Annotated in this window: 14 protein-coding genes; 12 read left to right on the top strand and 2 right to left on the bottom strand. The window is 52.1% G+C overall.

Annotated elements, in window-relative coordinates; genetic code table 11:
* Positions 1–66: 66 nt before the first annotated feature.
* Positions 67–888, top strand: coding sequence for a DUF6492 family protein (locus tag AC0YN4_RS17695; RefSeq protein ID WP_475782397.1), 822 nt, complete (start codon positions 67–69; stop codon positions 886–888).
* A 36-nt stretch (positions 889–924) separates the two neighbouring features.
* Complete coding sequence (locus AC0YN4_RS17690) at positions 925–2,304, top strand: sugar phosphate nucleotidyltransferase (protein ID WP_475836323.1); 1,380 nt, start codon at positions 925–927, stop codon at positions 2,302–2,304.
* A 384-nt stretch (positions 2,305–2,688) separates the two neighbouring features.
* Here AC0YN4_RS17690 and AC0YN4_RS17685 read toward each other — a convergent pair whose 3' ends face one another.
* Positions 2,689–3,630 (bottom strand): glycoside hydrolase family 113, encoded by a 942-nt coding sequence (locus AC0YN4_RS17685; RefSeq protein ID WP_475836479.1) that lies wholly within the window; start codon positions 3,628–3,630, stop codon positions 2,689–2,691.
* Between the two features lie 217 nt (positions 3,631–3,847).
* Here AC0YN4_RS17685 and AC0YN4_RS17680 point away from each other — a divergent pair, with 217 nt between their 5' ends.
* The 4 genes from AC0YN4_RS17680 (at position 3,848) to AC0YN4_RS17665 (ending at position 7,832) form a co-directional block, all read left to right on the top strand.
* Positions 3,848–5,218, top strand: coding sequence for an ABC transporter substrate-binding protein (locus tag AC0YN4_RS17680; protein ID WP_475836322.1), 1,371 nt, complete (start codon positions 3,848–3,850; stop codon positions 5,216–5,218).
* A gap of 110 nt (positions 5,219–5,328) precedes the next feature.
* Positions 5,329–6,213, top strand: coding sequence for a carbohydrate ABC transporter permease (locus tag AC0YN4_RS17675; RefSeq protein WP_475836321.1), 885 nt, complete (start codon positions 5,329–5,331; stop codon positions 6,211–6,213).
* A gap of 3 nt (positions 6,214–6,216) precedes the next feature.
* Entirely contained in the window at positions 6,217–7,047 is an 831-nt protein-coding gene (locus AC0YN4_RS17670) for a carbohydrate ABC transporter permease (protein WP_475782393.1), read from the top strand.
* A gap of 32 nt (positions 7,048–7,079) precedes the next feature.
* Positions 7,080–7,832, top strand: a complete 753-nt coding sequence (locus AC0YN4_RS17665) for a response regulator transcription factor (protein WP_475836320.1) — start codon at positions 7,080–7,082, stop codon at positions 7,830–7,832.
* Positions 7,833–7,930: 98 nt separating this feature from the next.
* Here AC0YN4_RS17665 and AC0YN4_RS17660 read toward each other — a convergent pair whose 3' ends face one another.
* Positions 7,931–8,821: a helix-turn-helix domain-containing protein gene (locus AC0YN4_RS17660; RefSeq protein ID WP_475782391.1), complete on the bottom strand. Its 891-nt coding sequence runs from the start codon at positions 8,819–8,821 to the stop codon at positions 7,931–7,933.
* Between the two features lie 142 nt (positions 8,822–8,963).
* On the opposite strand from AC0YN4_RS17660, the gene AC0YN4_RS17655 reads away from it, so the two are divergent.
* From AC0YN4_RS17655 to lacZ, 6 genes are all read left to right on the top strand, one after another.
* Positions 8,964–9,743 carry a phytanoyl-CoA dioxygenase family protein gene (locus tag AC0YN4_RS17655; protein ID WP_475782390.1) on the top strand — a complete coding sequence of 260 codons (780 nt, stop codon included), beginning with the start codon at positions 8,964–8,966 and terminating at the stop codon, positions 9,741–9,743.
* Between the two features lie 443 nt (positions 9,744–10,186).
* Positions 10,187–10,945 carry a hypothetical protein gene (locus tag AC0YN4_RS17650; protein WP_475836319.1) on the top strand — a complete coding sequence of 253 codons (759 nt, stop codon included), beginning with the start codon at positions 10,187–10,189 and terminating at the stop codon, positions 10,943–10,945.
* The gene (locus AC0YN4_RS17645) at positions 10,942–12,387 is read left to right on the top strand and encodes an efflux RND transporter periplasmic adaptor subunit (RefSeq protein WP_475836318.1); all 1,446 of its coding nucleotides are present in this window, start codon (positions 10,942–10,944) and stop codon (positions 12,385–12,387) included. The genes AC0YN4_RS17650 and AC0YN4_RS17645 overlap by 4 nt, the downstream gene beginning before the upstream one ends.
* Positions 12,387–13,118, top strand: a complete 732-nt coding sequence (locus tag AC0YN4_RS17640; protein WP_475782387.1) for an ABC transporter ATP-binding protein — start codon at positions 12,387–12,389, stop codon at positions 13,116–13,118. The genes AC0YN4_RS17645 and AC0YN4_RS17640 overlap by 1 nt, the downstream gene beginning before the upstream one ends.
* On the top strand, positions 13,003–14,256 hold the full coding sequence (locus AC0YN4_RS17635) for an ABC transporter permease (protein WP_475836317.1): 1,254 nt from the start codon (positions 13,003–13,005) through the stop codon (positions 14,254–14,256). The genes AC0YN4_RS17640 and AC0YN4_RS17635 overlap by 116 nt, the downstream gene beginning before the upstream one ends.
* A 151-nt stretch (positions 14,257–14,407) precedes the next feature.
* Positions 14,408–17,527, top strand: coding sequence for a beta-galactosidase, LacZ type (gene lacZ / locus AC0YN4_RS17630; protein ID WP_475836316.1), 3,120 nt, complete (start codon positions 14,408–14,410; stop codon positions 17,525–17,527).
* Positions 17,528–17,532: the final 5 nt, after the last annotated feature.

Genomic DNA, 17,532 nt, shown 5'->3' with positions numbered 1-17,532 from the left:
TGCCTAGTCCAATTATTCTCTATCCGCATATCATGATCTCATTACTTGCTAAATGGAGATGAAGCGATGTCGGCCCCTATCAAGAGCAGAGCTAGCAACGCCCGAATAGATGTCCTGATTCCGGCAATTGAGAAGGATTTATCAACGCTGCCCTATGTGATCGATGCTGTGCGTAAACAAGTAAAGCATCCCATTGGCCGCTTCATGATCGTAGCTCCGAACCGAGTCCGAATGCGGAATCTGTGTAAGCGTAAGAGATGCACGTTCGTCAACGAGAACACGGTGCTTCCGATTACGAAGAGAAACATCAACTATCGCTCCAAGAAGTGGGAACGGTCGGGTTGGATGTTTCAGCAATTGTTAAAAATGGGCGGGGACAAATTATGTACCTCGAAATACTTCTTGGTCATCGACGCAGACACCATCTTAATCCGGCCCCATGTATTCCGAACCGGCAAGAAGACGCTGTTCTACACCCGCAGCTGGAGCCAGCCGGAATATTTCCGAACCTATCGCAAGCTTATGGGGAAGCGAGCCGCATCCCCTACCTCCTTCGTTGCCCACTACATGCTGTTTGAGAAGGCAAAGCTGCGGCAATTGAAGCGGACGATTGCAGCGAAACACGGGATGAGCTGGTACTCGGCGATCCTACGGAAGATGGACAAAACCAAGCAGTTTGCCTTCTCTGAATTCGAAACCTACGGCAACTTCCTTTACGCGCAGAACCCGGGCGGGATTGCTCGTAGGAAGGCGCTGAATAAGAGTCTATCAACGAATATTGCACGAATGACACCTAAACAACTGAAAAGGCTGGCTAAGAGCTATCGCTCGCTCTCTTTTCATAAACGCAAAGGCTATTCGAGGAAAGCGGCCGGGAAGCGGAAATGATGCTGCTTCAATCCAACTCGAGGGGGAGGCATGTACGTGCGGATTGTTCTGCTTGGCGGCGGCTCAGGAAAGAGACTCTGGCCATTATCGAATGAGATTCGTTCGAAAATATTTCTAAAGCTTCTGCCCTCGAAGGATGGCGGCATGGAATCGATGATACAGCGAATCTGCCGACAATTGGAGGAAGCGGGTTTACTTCCACATACCTCGATCGTAGCACATCAGAGTCAAGCCGAAATTATGCAAAATCATATCGGTGACGAAGTCCCTTTCCTGGCAGAACCCTATCGAAGAGGCACCTTCACGGCGGTTGCCTTGGCCGTGAGTTATTTGCATGCCAAGCTGCGGGTAGCGCCGAATGAAACGATCTGCGTGATACCGGCGGATTTGTTTGCGGAGTCGGAATTCTTCAGCCTGTTGAGCCGGTTTCCTGAAATCCTCAAACAATCAGGCTCGGAGCTGGCGTTGCTTGGAACAACCCCTAATCATCCCTCCAGCCAGTTCGGCTACATTGTACCTGCGCCGCAGCAAGATTCAGCGGATAAGGACTACTTAGAAGTCGCCTATTTCGTGGAAAAGCCGGATGAGGAGACCGCGCTGCGCCTCATCGGCAGTCAGGCGATGTGGAATTGCGGCGTGTTCGCTTTTCCGTTGTCCTTCATGCTCTCTGATCTGCAAAGCAGAGGATTGCCGACAGATTATGACGAGCTGCTAGACTGCTACGAGCAGCTGCCTGAAGCGAGTTTCGATGTCGAGATCGTGGAGAAAACGCAGCCTGTCGTCGTTCTCCCTTTCAGTAATATGTGGAAGGATCTTGGTGACTGGAGTGTGCTGCCGAATTATTTTGGAAGCAGTGTCGTTGGCCTTGGGGAGATCTCCAGCGATTGTGTGCATACGCATCTAGTCAATGAACTTGCCTATCCCATCCATGTTGTGGGTGTCTCCAATATTATTGTAGCCGCCAGTGCAGATGGGATTCTCGTTGCCAATAAGGACCAATCCAACCAAATCAAGAAGCTGCGCAGCACCCGGCAACAGCCGATGTACGGAGAGAAAAGATGGGGGACCTATCGGGTATTGGATCAATCGAAGACAGGCGACTGCCTGCTGGAAACGTTGACGAAGAAAGTAGAATTGCTGCCCGGGAAACATACAAGCTATCATTCCCACCAGATGCGGCAAGAGATATGGACAATTATAAGTGGTCAAGGAGAGTTCATCTTGGAGGGCGTCAGTACGGGTATTCAAACCGGAGATGTTCTTCAAATTGCTGCCGGTGCGAGACATGCCATCAAAGCAATTACGCAGCTTGAATATATTGAGATCCAAATCGGGACGGAGCTCGTTGAAGCAGACATCTTGCGGCTGGCCGTGACCTGGGAGGAGATTATTCGGTATTGCAAGAAGGGTGAGTGAGGTGGCCTGTTCGGTAAGGTAGGTGCTAGCTGGCATTTGCGGGGGAACGTGTACAGGAGTTGCTGGACTCCGTGCGCAAGGGAAGTTGCATAGACGCCAGGCGCAAAGGACAATGCCTAAACGCCGTTACGCTAACGAACCGTAGGGGCCTTATTCGGGCGAAAATGGCTGCTTTTGAAATCTAACGAACCGTGGAGGTCTTATTGAGGGAAATCGGAGTGATTGGGGGCAGCCTGCCACTAAATAAGACCCGTAGGGTTCGTTAAAATTTCAAACCAGGTTATTTAACTCAAATAAGACCTGTACGGTTCGTTAGCGTGAGCGCTGACGGAGCAAGGGTCCTGGCAACAACCTGAGAGTCGGGTTTTCCGACTCTCAGCTTCTTTAAATAACCGTCTTCGCGCGATAGTAGTCTCGAACGACTGCTTCGGCCTGCTTGCCGTACATACAGTAGTCCTTATTAGCCGCTGCGTCCTCCGGCTTGTACAGCTTGGCCGGCCAATCCCACAGCATAAAGCCCTCTACCCAGTCGCGCTTGTCGCAATGGCTGAACATGGCTTCGTAATAGCGCGCTTGCACATCCTCGCTCGCTTCGCCCGGCAATCCCCAATCATTCGGCAAATGCTGCGAGCCTTCACGGCTCGGGCAGCCTGCCTCCATGAACATAAACGGTTTGCCGTGCTGCTTCACGACACCTTCGATCCGGTCAAGCTGCTCCTCCCATGTGTCGATCGGATAGTAGCCGCTGGACGAAATAACATCCACCGCATCCCACCAGCTTACTTGATTCTCTTGGTATTTGTCGCAGTTGTAGGTAATGACGCCGGAGTAGACACGTCTAACCTCCGCAATCAACGCGCGCCACTCCGCAGCCCGTCGATCGGTTTGCACCATCTCGCAGCCGACGCACAGCATCTCGCAGCCGGTTTCTTCCGCGATCTGCGCGTAATGAAGCATGAAGCGGGTATACGAAGCGAACCACTCCGACCACTTCGGCTCACACGGTACATCTACATCGAAGAAGTTAATGTGTGCGCGCCAAGTGCCGTTCGCGCAATTGACGACCGGCTTGAGACAGACTTGTAGGCCAAGCGATTTGGCTTTCTCAATGGCCCAGCGTACTTCCTCATCCGTCACCGTAGGCGCTTCCCCGTACTTAATTTCCGTAGCTTGCGGATGTGCTTGCAGCGCGGCGAAAGTGATCGCCGTCCAGTTGACAGCCAGTCCTTCTTGCATAAGCTCCATAGAGCGTTCCGCCTGTTCGGTCTCCCAAGTGCCTCTAATTCCGGTCCAGCCCCAGGTCATTCCACCATAGTAGTTCGCCATCTTCTGCACGTCGTCTCAGCCTCCATCTCATTACACTCCTGTTTCATTGCTCCAGTAAAACAAATGCGAGGGCGTGCAGTCAATAGACATTTATCAACGTGGACCAGAAAGTCAATTGAAGACTACAAATCACAATTGAAACCATTTTACCCCCTTAGCGATTGGCTTATAGTTACACATGTAAGCGATATCATAATCGAAACAGGGGGAACAACAAATGAACAAAACAATCTCGTATACGATGATTTCACTTCTTCTCGTCACCTCGCTGGCTGCTTGCGGCAGCAATAATGAAAGCGCAAACACGAACGCGAATGCCGATGCGAGCAACAACGCCACTGCAGCAAACGCAGACACTTCGAATAACGCAGCGGCAACGAACGATGCAGCAACCAACGACGCAGCAGCGACTAACGATGGCGGAGACACGAAGGCGCTGAGCGGCAAGGTCGTATTCCTAACGAACCGTACAGATATGGTAGATAAGGAGTATAACGATTACGAGAAAAGGTTCGAAGCGAAGTACCCCGGCGTAGACCTGCAATTCGAAGCGATTACCGACTATGAGAAAAACGAGAAAATTCGTATCGCTTCCGGCACTTATCCGGATGTCGTTCTGCTCGGCGGATTGATTCCAAACTCCGATTACCCGAAATATTTTGCACCGCTGGATGATATCAAGTTCTCAGGCGACATCTACTTCAAAGATTTCAAATCCTTCGAAGGCACATCATACGGTATCTCCTCCGGCAACAGCACGGTAGGAATTGTGTACAACAAGAAAGCTTTTGAGAAAGCAGGCGTTACCGCGGTTCCGAAAACATACGATGAGTTCCTCGCAGCCAGCCAGAAACTCAAGGATGCCGGCATCGTGCCGCTCGCATCGAACTTCAAGGATAAATGGCCGCTTGGCGCTTGGTCCGGCGATGTGCCGACGATTATCGGAGCAGCCGCAGACCACCAGAACAAACGGAAAGACACGGACACGCCATTCACAATGGATAACGTTTACGGCAAATCGTGGAGCATCATCCGCGAGCTGAAGGAGAAAGGCTTCCTCGAGAAGGACGTGAATTCCACGAACTGGGAGCAGTCCAAGAAGGATGTAGCGCAAGGCAACTTTGCCATGTACCTGCTTGGCAACTGGGTCATTAACCAAGTTATCGATGCCGGCGCGCCAGCATCCGATGTAGGTTTCTTCCCATTCCCTGCCGACAACTCCGGTCAAGCCAAAGCACCGCTTAACCCGGATTGGTTCTATGGCGTCAATAAAGACGGCAACGTGGAAGCAGCCAAAGCGTTCGTGCAATGGATGATCGAAGAGTCCGGCTACGATGAGTTCGCAGGCTTCATTCCAACATTGAAAGACAAACAACCGAAGCTTGCACAGCTGGCAGAATTCAATACGTACAACCCGACTTATTTTGAAGCTGTAGCCGGTGACGATGTTGCCACACAGATCTTGAACAAAGCGCAAATCGATCAAGATGCAGTACTTCAAGAGTTCGTTCTTTCCAAAAACCCGCAAGCCGTGCTGGATAAAGTGAACGCAGAGTGGGCGAAAGCGAAGAAACAAATCGTGAAATAGTAGTCGGTAAGCTAAAGCTAGATCAATTTTGCCAGGGGGGAACGGCTCTCTCAAGTTCGAGGTGAGGGCCTTCCGCCACAAGGTGAATTGCAGAAAGGAATGATCGCATCATGCTAGGCAACCTATCCTTTAAGAAACAGCGCATCATTATCATTGCATCCTTTACGATCATACCGCTCCTGCTGCTGCTGACTTTCTCCTATTATCCGACGCTAGAGCTGTTTCACCTTAGCTTCACGAATTGGGACGGACTGAGCCCGGATAAAGAATGGATCGGCTGGGACAATTACAAGGAAGTATTCACCGACCCCGATATCTTCGGCGTGTTTAAGCACAATTTTGCCTACTTCGCCGTAGGAATCGTGCAGAACATCGCGGCCATTTACTTTGCAATCGTCTTGAACGGCAAGTTGAAGGGACGTTATTTCTTCAGACTGCTGCTCTTTTTACCATATATCCTAAACGGCGTGGCGGTGGCATACCTGTTTGGTTATGTGTTTGACACGACGCAAGGCTCGCTTAATACGCTGCTTGCTGCAATTGGCCTGAATGGTGAAACCAGCTGGCTCGGCAGTGAATCCTTCGTCAACTACACGCTGGCTTCGATCGGCTTCTGGCGGTTTATGGGCTTTAACATGGTTATCTACTTGGCAGCGTTGCAGTCCATTCCATCAGATCTCTATGAAGCGGCGCAAATCGACGGAGCTAACGCGTGGAAACAATTTCTCTTCATTACACTGCCTAATATTTATAAAATCATCGAGCTTAACCTGTTCCTGACCGTCACCGGAGCACTTGAGGTATTCGACCTTCCGTTTGTGCTGACGAACGGCGGACCGGCAGGCGCGAGCGAAACCTATGTATTCAAAATCATTGCAACGGCATTCCAATTCAATAATTATGGCTTGGCATCAGCGATGAGCGTCGTGCTTCTATTAATAGTTGTGCTTGTGCTATCGATTCAGCGTCTGCTCTTCAGCAAAGGAGGGGACTAAGGCATGCGCGCGCACAATCCGATTGCATCTACTGTGAAATATTTGACCTTGCTGTTCGCGTCTTTCATGATCGTATTCCCGCCTTACGTCATTATCGTGAATGCTTTCAAGACCAAAGAAGAGTTCCAAACGAAGTCGACGATGTCCTTGCCGGATTCGTTCTTCCATTTCGGCAATTTCGTGCATGCGTTCCAGCAAGCGAATATGACGAAGGCTTTTGGCAATACACTGGTTATTGTTGCGGTTACGCTGATTCTGAATATCGTGCTTGGCTCGGCGTTCTGCTATGCGGTTGGGCGGTTTACGTTTAGGTTCAAAGGTTTCCTCGTCGGGCTGTTTCTGATGGCGACGGTCATCCCTTCGATTACGACACAGGTCGTGAACTTTAAGACGATTCAATCGATGCACCTGACGAACAACCTGATGGGGCCGATGCTGATCTATATTGGCGCTGATATTTTGCAAATCTACATCTATCTGCAGTTCATTCGCAATGTGCCCTATGAGCTGGATGAAAGTGCGATGATTGAAGGCGCTTCATTGTTCAAAATCTATACGACGATTATTTTCCCGCTGCTGGCACCTGCGACGGCGACGATCGTGATTCTGAAGACGATCAGCATTTATAACGATATCTACACGCCATTCTTGTATATGCCGACGCCCGAGCTGGTGGTTGTATCGACCTCATTGATGCGATTCTTCGGTGTGAACAGCGGGGATTGGCAGAGTATCTCGGCGGCCATCATCATTATCATGATTCCGACTTCGCTGCTTTACTTGTTCCTGCAGAAATATATTTTTGCCGGTGTGACGAGCGGTGCGGTAAAATAAGGCTACTTTCGCTTGGGCGGTGAGGAAAAGACATGAAAATCATGATCGTGGACGACGAGCAGTTCATCCGTCTTGGCCTCGAGAAAATCATTATGAAGAGTGATGAAACGCATAATGTGATCGGCTCCTTCAGCAACGGTCAGGAGGCGTGGAATTTCCTGCTTGGGCATGAGAGCCAAGAGCAGGATGTACTCATTACGGATATTAAGATGCCGATGATGGACGGGCTGAAGCTGAGCGAGCTTGTGCGGGAGAAATATAAGAACATTACCATTATCATCTTAAGCGGCTTCAGTGATTTTGAATATGCGCGGTCTGCCTTGCGGTTTGGGGTAAGAGACTACTTGCTGAAGCCGGTGGATAAGAGTACGTTGTTCGACTTGCTGGGCAAAATCCGCACGGAGAAGTGCAACGGCAGCGGGGTAGCGGTGGAAGACGGCGCGCAGCTGGAGAGCGATCATTATATTATTGATCAGATGAAGGATATTCTGGATCGGGAATATGATAAGAACTTTGAGCTGGAGCGGCTGGCGGACAGTGTCGGGATGAATGCGAGCTACATTAGCAGGCTGTTCAAGCACAAGACGTCGATGACGATTACGGATTACTTGATTCAGCTTCGAATTGAGAAGGCGAAGCAATTTCTAGCCGATCATCCGCATTTGAAGAATTATGAGATTTCGCATCTGGTCGGCTACAGCGACCCGGTTTACTTCAACAAGCTGTTTAAGAAAATGGTCGGCGTGACGCCGAAGGATTATAAAGATAAACATCGCTGGCCTTAGGGGGCGGGGGATAGTGGGCTAGCCGGACGAGTAGTTCGGCTAGCTTTCTTTCGTCATGCGATCGCAGCTCCTTGTTCCAGCTCCTAACTCCCAGCTGTTTAGTCATGCGATCGTGCGTCGTCGCGGAACTTGGCCGGCGTGACGTGCATGAGCGAGTGGAAGGTACGTGTGAAGTAATGGACGGAGCCGAAGCCGGTCCGCTCGGCGATTTCCTTGATCGTTAACTCGGAATATCGCAGCAGCTCAGCCGCCCTTCGAACACGCTGCTGGCGGACGTAATTGGTATAGGATTCGTTGACGCCGGAAGAGAACAGGCGGGATAAGTGGCGCGGCGATAGATTGATCTGGGCTGCGACCTTGTCGAGCGAGAGCTCGTCATCGTTCAAGTTATCGGTAATGAAGAGCTTCGCCTGTTTCAGCAGTGCAGTTGAACTTCGGCGAGGCATCGCCGACGGCATATTGCCAGGCTGCATGAGCGGCTTGCAGAATAGGCCGGGTAAGGCGAGTAACAGAGATGCAGCAAGCTGCGGCAGTACGGATTCCGGCAGCGAAGGCGAATCGGATTGACGCCGGATCAGCGAGCGCCATAGCTGGGAGGCAGGGAGTTCGTCGCAATCGTAGACGATGACGGTGTCCGTCTCCGCCATCGCTTGGAAGGCGGAGCGCACCGCATCTGAGCTTCCTTTCTCATCAATCTCAAAAGCGACGAAGAGAAGGCTGTTCTCCGGCTCGCCTTGAATGTAGTGGGTGATGCCGGGGCGGGAGCAGAACATTGTTCCTTTCTGCAAAGGGTAGGTGACGCCGTCATCGAGATAGGTGCCTTTACCGCCGAGCACATAGCAAATTTCAAAGAAGGAATGCTTATGCAGAAAATTGGATGTATGGCGCTCGTGAACGCCCCAATAGTGAACGGTAAATACCGCTTCGGCTGTTTTAAGCCGTAAGGCATATTGATTCAGCCACGTGTCGCTTTCCTCCCACATATACATGACTAACAGGCACCTCCGGACAGGTTATAGTGGATGGCGTGAAAAGACAAAAAGCTGGCTTCAACGGCTAAAGACCGAAACCCCTTGATTCTACTACAATAAGGTCATAGGAAAGCGAATTCACTCATAGGGGGATTGTAACATGATTACAGCTCAGGATGTAGAATTTTACAAAGAAAATGGTTATTTGCTAGTGAAAGGCGTATTCAACAAAGGTGAAATTGAAACGATGCGCAAAGCGGTTGACGGTATTATCGATCGCGCAGCAAGAGCGAATATGGATCACAATGCACAGTGGCAAGGTGACTTCCTGCCGGCGGAAGATTTGAAGAAGCTCGTTCTGAAAGGTTTCCATGATGTGCATTACCATGATGCTTCCTTCCTTCGCGCTTTGTCGCACCCGAACATGACGGATGTGCTGTCGCAAATCATCGGACCAAACGTTCAACTCCACCATTCCAAAATGCTGGTGAAGCCGCCGGAAAACGGCGCCGCGTTCCCAATGCACCAGGATCACCCTTACTTCCCGCATGAGCAGCACACAATGCTGGCCGCAAGTGTCCATCTGGACGATGCAGACCTGGAAAATGGCTGCTTGCACGTTATGCCGGGCTCGCACAAATGGGGCGAACTGCCGCACATGGGCAGACATTACCTGAATGCGAAGGAATATCCGGTATCCGATGGTGTGCCATGCGTAGCAGAAGCGGGCGATGTGCTGTTCTTCAACTACTTGACCATTCACGGCTCACCTGCTAACCGCAGCGAGCGTACTCGCCGCAACGTGCTTTTCCAATACCGCAGCGCAACAGACTTCCCATCCAAACAAGAGCATATCAACTGGGGCATGGGCCTCATGGTATGCGGCGAGAATCCAAACTTCAACAAAGCAAGACCGGAATATTCGGTTATTTCGATCTAATAAGAGGCCGGACAGGGGCGATCCTGTCCGGCTTTTTTTGTTTGCGTTACTCGCTCGAAGCGCGAGCATTGTAACCCGCGAGAACCGAGCTTACCCGTTTTCAAGCTCGTAAGCGGATATGCCGCTTAAAGCCTTCAATCCCGCTGGATTCGCTCGATCCTCGCGGTTACTTCTGTGCAAGAGTCAGGATCCGCGAATACTTATGCTGAGAGTTCGAAAACCGAACTCTCAGCTGCAAGAGCGCTAGAAAAACAAGCCGAGAGTCCCGAAATCGAACTCTCAGCGACCAAACTAACCGGATCCTGTCCGCGCCGGAGGATGAGAGTGGGAAAACCAGTCTCTCACTCGTCCCGGCCACCACTTCACCTCTCTTCACATGGACTTCATTTATGCGTGCTATTGTGAATAACGGAGAACAAATAGAGAGGTGGAATCCTAACCTTATGGATCGTTCCAGTTTGAAATTAATGGCCGCGGCGATGCTGCTGACGGCGATGCTGACGGGATGCGGCGCGCAAAACGACGAGCAGCAGCCGACTAATAACGGACAAGCGGCTGTCGGCGGGTTTAATGGCGGCGATGTGAATCAGCCGGATCGGACGGCGGATTTTCTGGCAAAAGTGGTGAAGGTATCCGGTGATGCGATTATCGTGCAGAAATCAACGTTATCTCCGGCGGATATGCCGCGCGGTGGTGGCGGGTTCGGAGGCGGCGGTGGCGGGCGTCCGAATCGGGACGGGCAAGCGAAATCGGGCGAAGGCCGGAACGGTACCGGCAATGCCGCCGCACCGGAAGCTGGCAACGGCACCGCACCTGAGAGCGAAGCTCCCCCAACCGATAGTGGCAACGGAGCGGCAGCTAATGCCCCGCAAGGTAACGCAGGCGCAGACGGTGCGCAAGGCAACGCTGCACCAAACGGAGAAGGCGGCAAACGCCAAGGCGGCAGATTTGGAGGCGGCGCAGGCTTCATGGATCAAATGAAATTTGAAGATGCGCAGACAACGGTAGCGGTCGACGCCGATACGGAAATCGTAACGATGAGCCGAGGTCAGGATGGCATGACGACCAATGCGCTCAAAGCCGCTGATCTGAAGGAAGGCGACATCCTCACCGTGTGGCTGTCCTCCGATAACACGACGGCGCAATATATCTCGCTCCGGTTCAATCCGGGAACTCAAGGAAAGGCAGGAAACGGGCAATGAGAAAATGGTGGCTGCTCGGGATCGGCGTGCTGCTAGTTGCAGCTGCAGTTGTGGTTTATATGAAAATGGGAACGAAGGAGGAGCCGTTAGCACAGGTACAATCCACCACCCAAGTGGTCAAAGGTACTATTGAGGTGCATGTGAGTGGAACCGGCAGCTTGGCTCCGCTCGACAAACAAACGGTTAAAGCGACGGAGCAAGGAACTGTCGAGAAAATAAACGTGAAAGAAGGCGACATCGTTAAGAAAGGCGATGTATTGCTGACGATCGAAGGCGTGGACAATTCCGACAAGATTAAATCCGAAAAGCTCAACCTGGAAAGCAAGCTGCTAGACTTGGAGGATACACAGTCCAAGCTGAAAACAGCGACAGAGGAAAGCGATATTTCCAACATTAAACTAAGCTTGAAGAAACAGCAGCTTGCGATCGAGCAGTCCAGAACGTCGATTACCGACTTGGAAGAGAGCCAAGAAGGAAGCACGATTACGGCACCGATCGAGGGCACAGTTACAACGCTATCTATCGTCGAAGGGGACTCCTTGAATCCTTCAACTGAAATCTTAACCATCGCAAACTATGCTTCTTTGGAAATGGTCGTTGGCATCGATGAGCTCGATATCGCCAAGGTCAAAGAGGGCCAGAGCGCTACGATCTCTGTAGAAGCATTGGCTGACCAGACTTTCACAGGTAAAGTAGTGAAAATCGCAGACGAAGGTACAGCAAGCAACGGGGTAGCTTCATTCGATGTTACCGTTGCCCTAGATAAAGCGCAAAATCTCAAGAGCGGGATGTCCGCGGAAGCAAGCATCGAGATCGAGAAGAAAGAAAATACGCTCATGCTTCCAATTGACGCAGTTCAATCATTAGGCAAACGCTACATGGTTATGCTCCCGGCAGGTACGCAAACGGCAAGTAACGGCGCTGCAGGCGGACCATCCACAACAGGTGGCGGCAGAACAGATACAACGACGGATAAAGGTACAGATAAAGCGGGCTCCGGCGATGAGTCCACACAAGGCCAGGGTCAATCCAGAGGCCAAGGCCAACAAGGTCAATTCAGCGGCCAAGCAGGAGCAGGCGGCGGCCAGTTCGCCGGTCGCGCAGGCGGCAGAAACGGTGCAAACAGCCGCTTCGGCAATGGCGTTCCAACAATAATTGAGGTCGGAATTCATAATGAAGACTACATTGAAATCCTCTCCGGACTTAAAGAAGGCGACAAAGTTGTGGTGCCAACCGTTGTAGCTTCAACCGGTACAACCGGGGCGCAAGCAGGCTTCGCAGGTGCGGCAGGCGGCTTCGGCGGTTTTGGCGGCGGAGGCGGCTTCGGCGGAGGCGGCGGTGTTCGAGTCGAACGCGCAGCAGGCGGAGGCGGAGCTCAGACGCGTGCCGGAGGTACGCAAGGCGGAGGCGGTGGAGGCACCGGCGGCGGAGGAACACGCTAATGGAAGCCAAACGTGAACCACTCATTCATATCGAGAACTTGTCCAAATTGTACAAAATGGGCGGAGAAACCGTCCACGCACTCAGCGATATTTCAATGAAAATCGATTATGGTGATTTTATCGCCATCATCGGTCCATCGGGCTCCGGCAAGTCGACACTGATGAATGTCATCGGCTGCCTGGATGCGCCGACCGAAGGAAAATATTGGCTCGATGGCGAGGAAGTGAGCCGACTTCGGGAGAATAGGCTCGCTGAAATTCGCAACAGCAAGATCGGGTTTATTTTTCAAGGCTTCAATTTGCTCAATAAGCTGTCGGCTCTTGAAAATGTCGAGCTTCCGCTCATCTACCGGGGCATCCCGGCGAAGCAGCGCAAGGAACAGGCTATCGAGGCGCTCACCAAGGTCGGACTCGAAGAGCGCGTCAAGCATAAACCGAGCGAGCTGTCCGGTGGACAACAACAGCGCGTAGCGATCGCAAGAGCTTTGGCGGGCAACCCTCCGATTCTGCTGGCCGATGAGCCGACCGGAGCACTCGATACCCGTACCGGGGTCGAGGTTATGGGGCTGATGAAGGAATTGAACAAGCAAGGACATACCATTGTCCTCATTACGCATGATACGGCCATTTCGCAGCAAGCGCGGCGAGTCGTGCGCATTCAAGATGGTCAAATCAGTGAAGAAGGCGGTGAGAGACGTGAACGTCAGTCAAGCCTTCAAAATGGCGGCTAAAAGCATCCTTTCCAACAAAATGAGATCGCTGCTCACGATGCTGGGCATCATTATCGGGGTAGCTGCCGTCATTGCTTTGGTCGGTGTCGGCCAAGGGACAACGAAGCAGGTCACCGATCAGGTGCAGAGCTTAGGCACCAATCTGCTCACGGTCAATATTACGGGGCGCGGCTCCAAGACGACCGTGGACTATAAGGAAGCGGAAGAAATTACGGCGAAGGACGATATCGCTTTTGCCGCTCCAATCAATCAGTCGAATGCGACCGTCAAGAATGGGAGCGAGAGCACGTCAGTCAGCGTAGTCGGTACTACAGAAGACTACTTGGACGTGAAGGAGTATGATGTAGCGGCAGGGCGGTTCGTCGCGCAAATCGACCTCGATTATTATCAGAAGATTGCGGTGCTGGGATCGACGACGGCAACGGATCTGTTCGGGACGACAAACGCGGTCGGGCAAACCTTTCTGATTAACGGAGTCAGATACAAAGTGGTAGGTGTGCTGGCTTCCAAGGGCAGCTCGCTGACCGGCTCCAACGACGAGGTTGTCGTGATTCCGATTACAACGGCAGAGAGATTGTTTAAATCCAAAGGGGTCAAAACAATCAATGTGCAGGTGGCGGATGCGGACAAAATGGATGCCGTCGTAACCGAGCTTGAAACAGCGCTGACGAAGAAGTTCCGCGGCGATACGGACAGCTTCCGCGTATTCAACCAGCAGGATCTGCTCGATTCCTTCAGCAGCATCTCGGATACGTTGTCGCTCGCACTTGGCGGCGTTGCAGCGATTTCCCTGCTTGTTGGCGGCATCGGCATCATGAATATTATGCTCGTGTCCGTTACCGAACGGACGCGGGAAATCGGCATTCGCAAAGCGATTGGCGCGAAGAAGCGGGATATTCTAACCCAGTTTCTCATTGAAGCCATCGCCTTAAGCGGGCTGGGAGGTCTGCTCGGCGTTGGCATTGGCGTCGGGGCCTCGCAGCTATTATCCAAGGCGATGAGCATGACCGTCGTCTTGTCGATGCCAATCATTGGCTTGGCATTCGGCTTCTCGGTCTTCATCGGTGTGGTGTTCGGCCTGTTCCCGGCGAACAAAGCATCCAATTTGCGGCCAATTGAAGCACTGCGATTTGAATAGCTCACAAGAGGAGTGCGCAGGTGAGAGGGGAAGCCTTCTCGCCTGCCTCCTCTTTTTTATATCTTGCCGTCCATTTATTATATTTACGATAGGGATTCAACTCCGATAAAGTAGCCTTATGGATGTCTACTACTAGAAAGAGGTGCTCGCATTGAAATCGAAATTCACCTATACACCGCCGGCTAACGGTTATCCGGAGTGGAACAATAACCCTGAGATTTTTGAATTGAACCGAATGAAGGCACATGCTACGCTGATGCCCTTCGATTCTATAGAAGAAGCACTGAAAGGCGATCGCAATGCATCTCGCAGCAGCTTATCACTGAACGGGAACTGGAAGTTTGCTTTTGCCGAAACGCCGTCAAAACGTATTGCGAACTTCTACGAGGATGGCTTTGATACGAGCGCTTGGGACGAAATCGCGGTACCCGGACATTGGCAGCTGCAAGGCTACGATTACCCGCAATATACGAATATCCGTTATCCGTGGGAAGCATCAGAGCCGGACCTTAAGCCTCCTTTTGCACCGACCAAATATAATCCCGTTGGCTCCTATGTACGCAGCTTTACGGTTCCTGATAACTGGCAGGGCCAGCCCGTATTTATCAGCTTCCAAGGGGTAGAGTCGGCTTTCTACGTCTGGTTAAACGGTGAACTGGTCGGTTACAGCGAAGATACGTTTACGCCTGCTGAGTTTGATCTTACGCCATATCTGCGTGCCGGTGACAACAAGCTTGCCGTCGAAGTGTACCGCTGGTGCGATGCAAGCTGGCTGGAGGATCAGGATTTCTGGCGGATGAGCGGGATTTTCCGTGATGTGTATTTGTATACGGCTCCGAAAGCGCATATCTATGACTTCTTCGTAACAACAGAGCTTGACGATGCTTACCGCGATGCCGAGCTTAAACTAAGAGCGACAATCATGAATTACTGGGAAGTGGATCTCGGGACGGTAACGGTGGAAGCGCAGCTGTATGACAGCAAGCGGCAGCCGGTTCTGGCACAGCCCATCGTTGTAACCACTACGCTTGGAAGCAGCGAAGCGGAAGTAGAGATCGAAGCCTCCGTGCAAGTAGCCAATCCACTCAAGTGGAGCGCAGAGCAGCCGAACCTATACACGCTTGTCATTAGTCTGAAGGATGCCGAGCAGAAGCAGCTCGAGACAATCAGCGCACAAACGGGCTTCCGTAAGTTTGAAATCAAGAATGGGCTGATGCTCATTAACGGACAGCGTATCGTGTTTAAAGGGACTAACCGTCATGAATTCTCTTGCCATACCGGCCGTGCGCTGGCGCTGGAGGACATGATTACAGACGTTAAATTGATGAAAACTCACAATATCAACTCTGTTCGGACTTCGCATTATCCGAATCATCCGCTCTGGTACGAGCTGTGCAATCAATATGGTCTGTACGTCATTGACGAGACGAATCTGGAAACGCATGGCAGCTGGGCGTACGATCAATTGGAACTGCTGCCGCATAACGTGCCGGCTAGCAACCCGGCATGGACAGCGAATGTGCTGGATCGGGCGAACTCCATGATGCAGCGGGATAAGAACCATCCGTCCATCATCATTTGGTCGCTTGGGAACGAATCTTTTGGCGGCGACAACTTTGTCAAAATGCATGATTTCCTTCGCGAAGCAGATCCTTCACGTCTCGTCCATTATGAAGGCGTAACAATGTGGAGAGAATCGGCTGACGCGACAGATATTGAGAGCTTCATGTACGCGAAGCCGCATAAGCTGGCTGAGTATGCGCACGATCATCGTCCGAAGAAGCCTTATATTCTATGCGAATACAGCCATGCGATGGGCAACTCCTGCGGTGGATTGCATATCTACACGGAGCTGTTCGACAAGCATCCGGTGCTGCAGGGCGGGTTTATTTGGGACTGGGTTGACCAAGCGATCTGGACAACCGGCGAAGACGGCGTCTCCTACATGGCCTATGGCGGAGACTTTGGAGAGCAGCCGCATGACGGTAATTTCTGCGGCAACGGGTTGATTTTCGCGGACCGCTCCATCTCGCCTAAACTGCTGGAAGTGAAGAAATGCTACCAGAATATCGGGATTACCGAAGTAGATGGCAAACAAGGTCTGTACCGCATTCAGAATAAGAACTTGTTCACGAATTTGGATGCTTATACGCTGCAGTGGTCGGTTGCGCTTGATGGTGTGCTTGCTGCTGAAGGCAGCTTGACTGTTGCTGTGGCGCCGGGTGAAGCTGGGGAGATAACGCTTCCGCTGCCGGCTCGCGAGGAGCATAACGGGGAAGCTGTCTTGACCATCAGCTTCGTCACGACAGAGGCTGCGCAATGGGCTGCTGCCGGTCATGAGGTCGCGTTCGAGCAATTCGTCCTTGCCGCTTCGAAGTCGGCGCTTGTGGGCTCTGTGCGCGTTGAGAGCAGCGGTGCAGTGGACGTATCCGAGCTCGCGGATGTGTTGACCGTGCAAGGGGCAGGCTTCACAGCCGAGTTCGCTCAAACAACCGGCAGCCTCGTGTCCTACAAGGTTGGTGGAACGGAGCTGCTGAAGAGCGCGCTTGCGCCTAACTTCTGGCGCGCGTACACCGACAATGACCGCGGCAACAAGCACCACGAGCGTTGTGCAACTTGGCGCAGTGCGGGCGAAGAACGCGTGCTGCGTGCGCTTCGATGGGAAGCGCTGGCTGACCGAGTCATCGTGCATGCGGAATATTTGCTGCCGACTACAGTGGAATCCACTTGCTCCATTACGTACACGGTTATGGGCAGCGGTGCGATCCAAGTGCTCCAGCAACTGGCACCGGGAGAAGGCTTGCCGGAAATTCCGGAAGTCGGCATGATGCTCGTCATGGATGGCTCCTTCGAGAACCTGGAATGGTACGGCAAAGGGCCGCATGAATCGTATTGGGATCGCCAAGGCAGTGCGAAGCTTGGCTTGTACCAAGGCACACCAGCGGAGCAATTCGTTCCCTACCTGCGTCCGCAGGAGTGCGGTAACAAGATGGGCGTACGCCGTGCAGCAATTGGCAATGGCGCGGGAGCGACACTGCATATCACAGGTGCACCATCTTTTGAACTCAATGTGCTGCCGTATACGCCGTTTGAGCTGGAAGCGCATGATCATGTCTATAAGCTGCCTGCCAGCGATAAGACGGTTGTACGGATCAACTACAAGCAAATGGGTGTAGGCGGAGATGACAGCTGGGGTGCGATGCCGCATCCGCAATATTTGCTGCAAGCGAACAAGACGTATGCGTTCTCCTTCACATTGCAAGGCAAATAAGTAAT

The organism is Paenibacillus sp. J22R3, from assembly GCF_056269305.1.
This window is presented reverse-complemented; position numbering and strand designations above follow the sequence as displayed.

What these genes read in the sequence shown, in the direction of transcription:
- AC0YN4_RS17695 (WP_475782397.1), top strand. Translation starts at nt 67, where the DNA reads ATGTCGGCCCCTATCAAGAGCAGAGCTAGCAACGCCCGAATAGATGTC.
- AC0YN4_RS17685 (WP_475836479.1), bottom strand. Translation starts at nt 3,630, where the DNA reads ATGGCGAACTACTATGGTGGAATGACCTGGGGCTGGACCGGAATTAGA.
- AC0YN4_RS17680 (WP_475836322.1), top strand. Translation starts at nt 3,848, where the DNA reads ATGAACAAAACAATCTCGTATACGATGATTTCACTTCTTCTCGTCACC.
- AC0YN4_RS17675 (WP_475836321.1), top strand. Translation starts at nt 5,329, where the DNA reads ATGCTAGGCAACCTATCCTTTAAGAAACAGCGCATCATTATCATTGCA.
- AC0YN4_RS17670 (WP_475782393.1), top strand. Translation starts at nt 6,217, where the DNA reads ATGCGCGCGCACAATCCGATTGCATCTACTGTGAAATATTTGACCTTG.
- AC0YN4_RS17665 (WP_475836320.1), top strand. Translation starts at nt 7,080, where the DNA reads ATGAAAATCATGATCGTGGACGACGAGCAGTTCATCCGTCTTGGCCTC.
- AC0YN4_RS17660 (WP_475782391.1), bottom strand. Translation starts at nt 8,821, where the DNA reads ATGTATATGTGGGAGGAAAGCGACACGTGGCTGAATCAATATGCCTTA.
- AC0YN4_RS17655 (WP_475782390.1), top strand. Translation starts at nt 8,964, where the DNA reads ATGATTACAGCTCAGGATGTAGAATTTTACAAAGAAAATGGTTATTTG.
- AC0YN4_RS17650 (WP_475836319.1), top strand. Translation starts at nt 10,187, where the DNA reads ATGGATCGTTCCAGTTTGAAATTAATGGCCGCGGCGATGCTGCTGACG.
- AC0YN4_RS17645 (WP_475836318.1), top strand. Translation starts at nt 10,942, where the DNA reads ATGAGAAAATGGTGGCTGCTCGGGATCGGCGTGCTGCTAGTTGCAGCT.
- AC0YN4_RS17640 (WP_475782387.1), top strand. Translation starts at nt 12,387, where the DNA reads ATGGAAGCCAAACGTGAACCACTCATTCATATCGAGAACTTGTCCAAA.
- AC0YN4_RS17635 (WP_475836317.1), top strand. Translation starts at nt 13,003, where the DNA reads ATGATACGGCCATTTCGCAGCAAGCGCGGCGAGTCGTGCGCATTCAAG.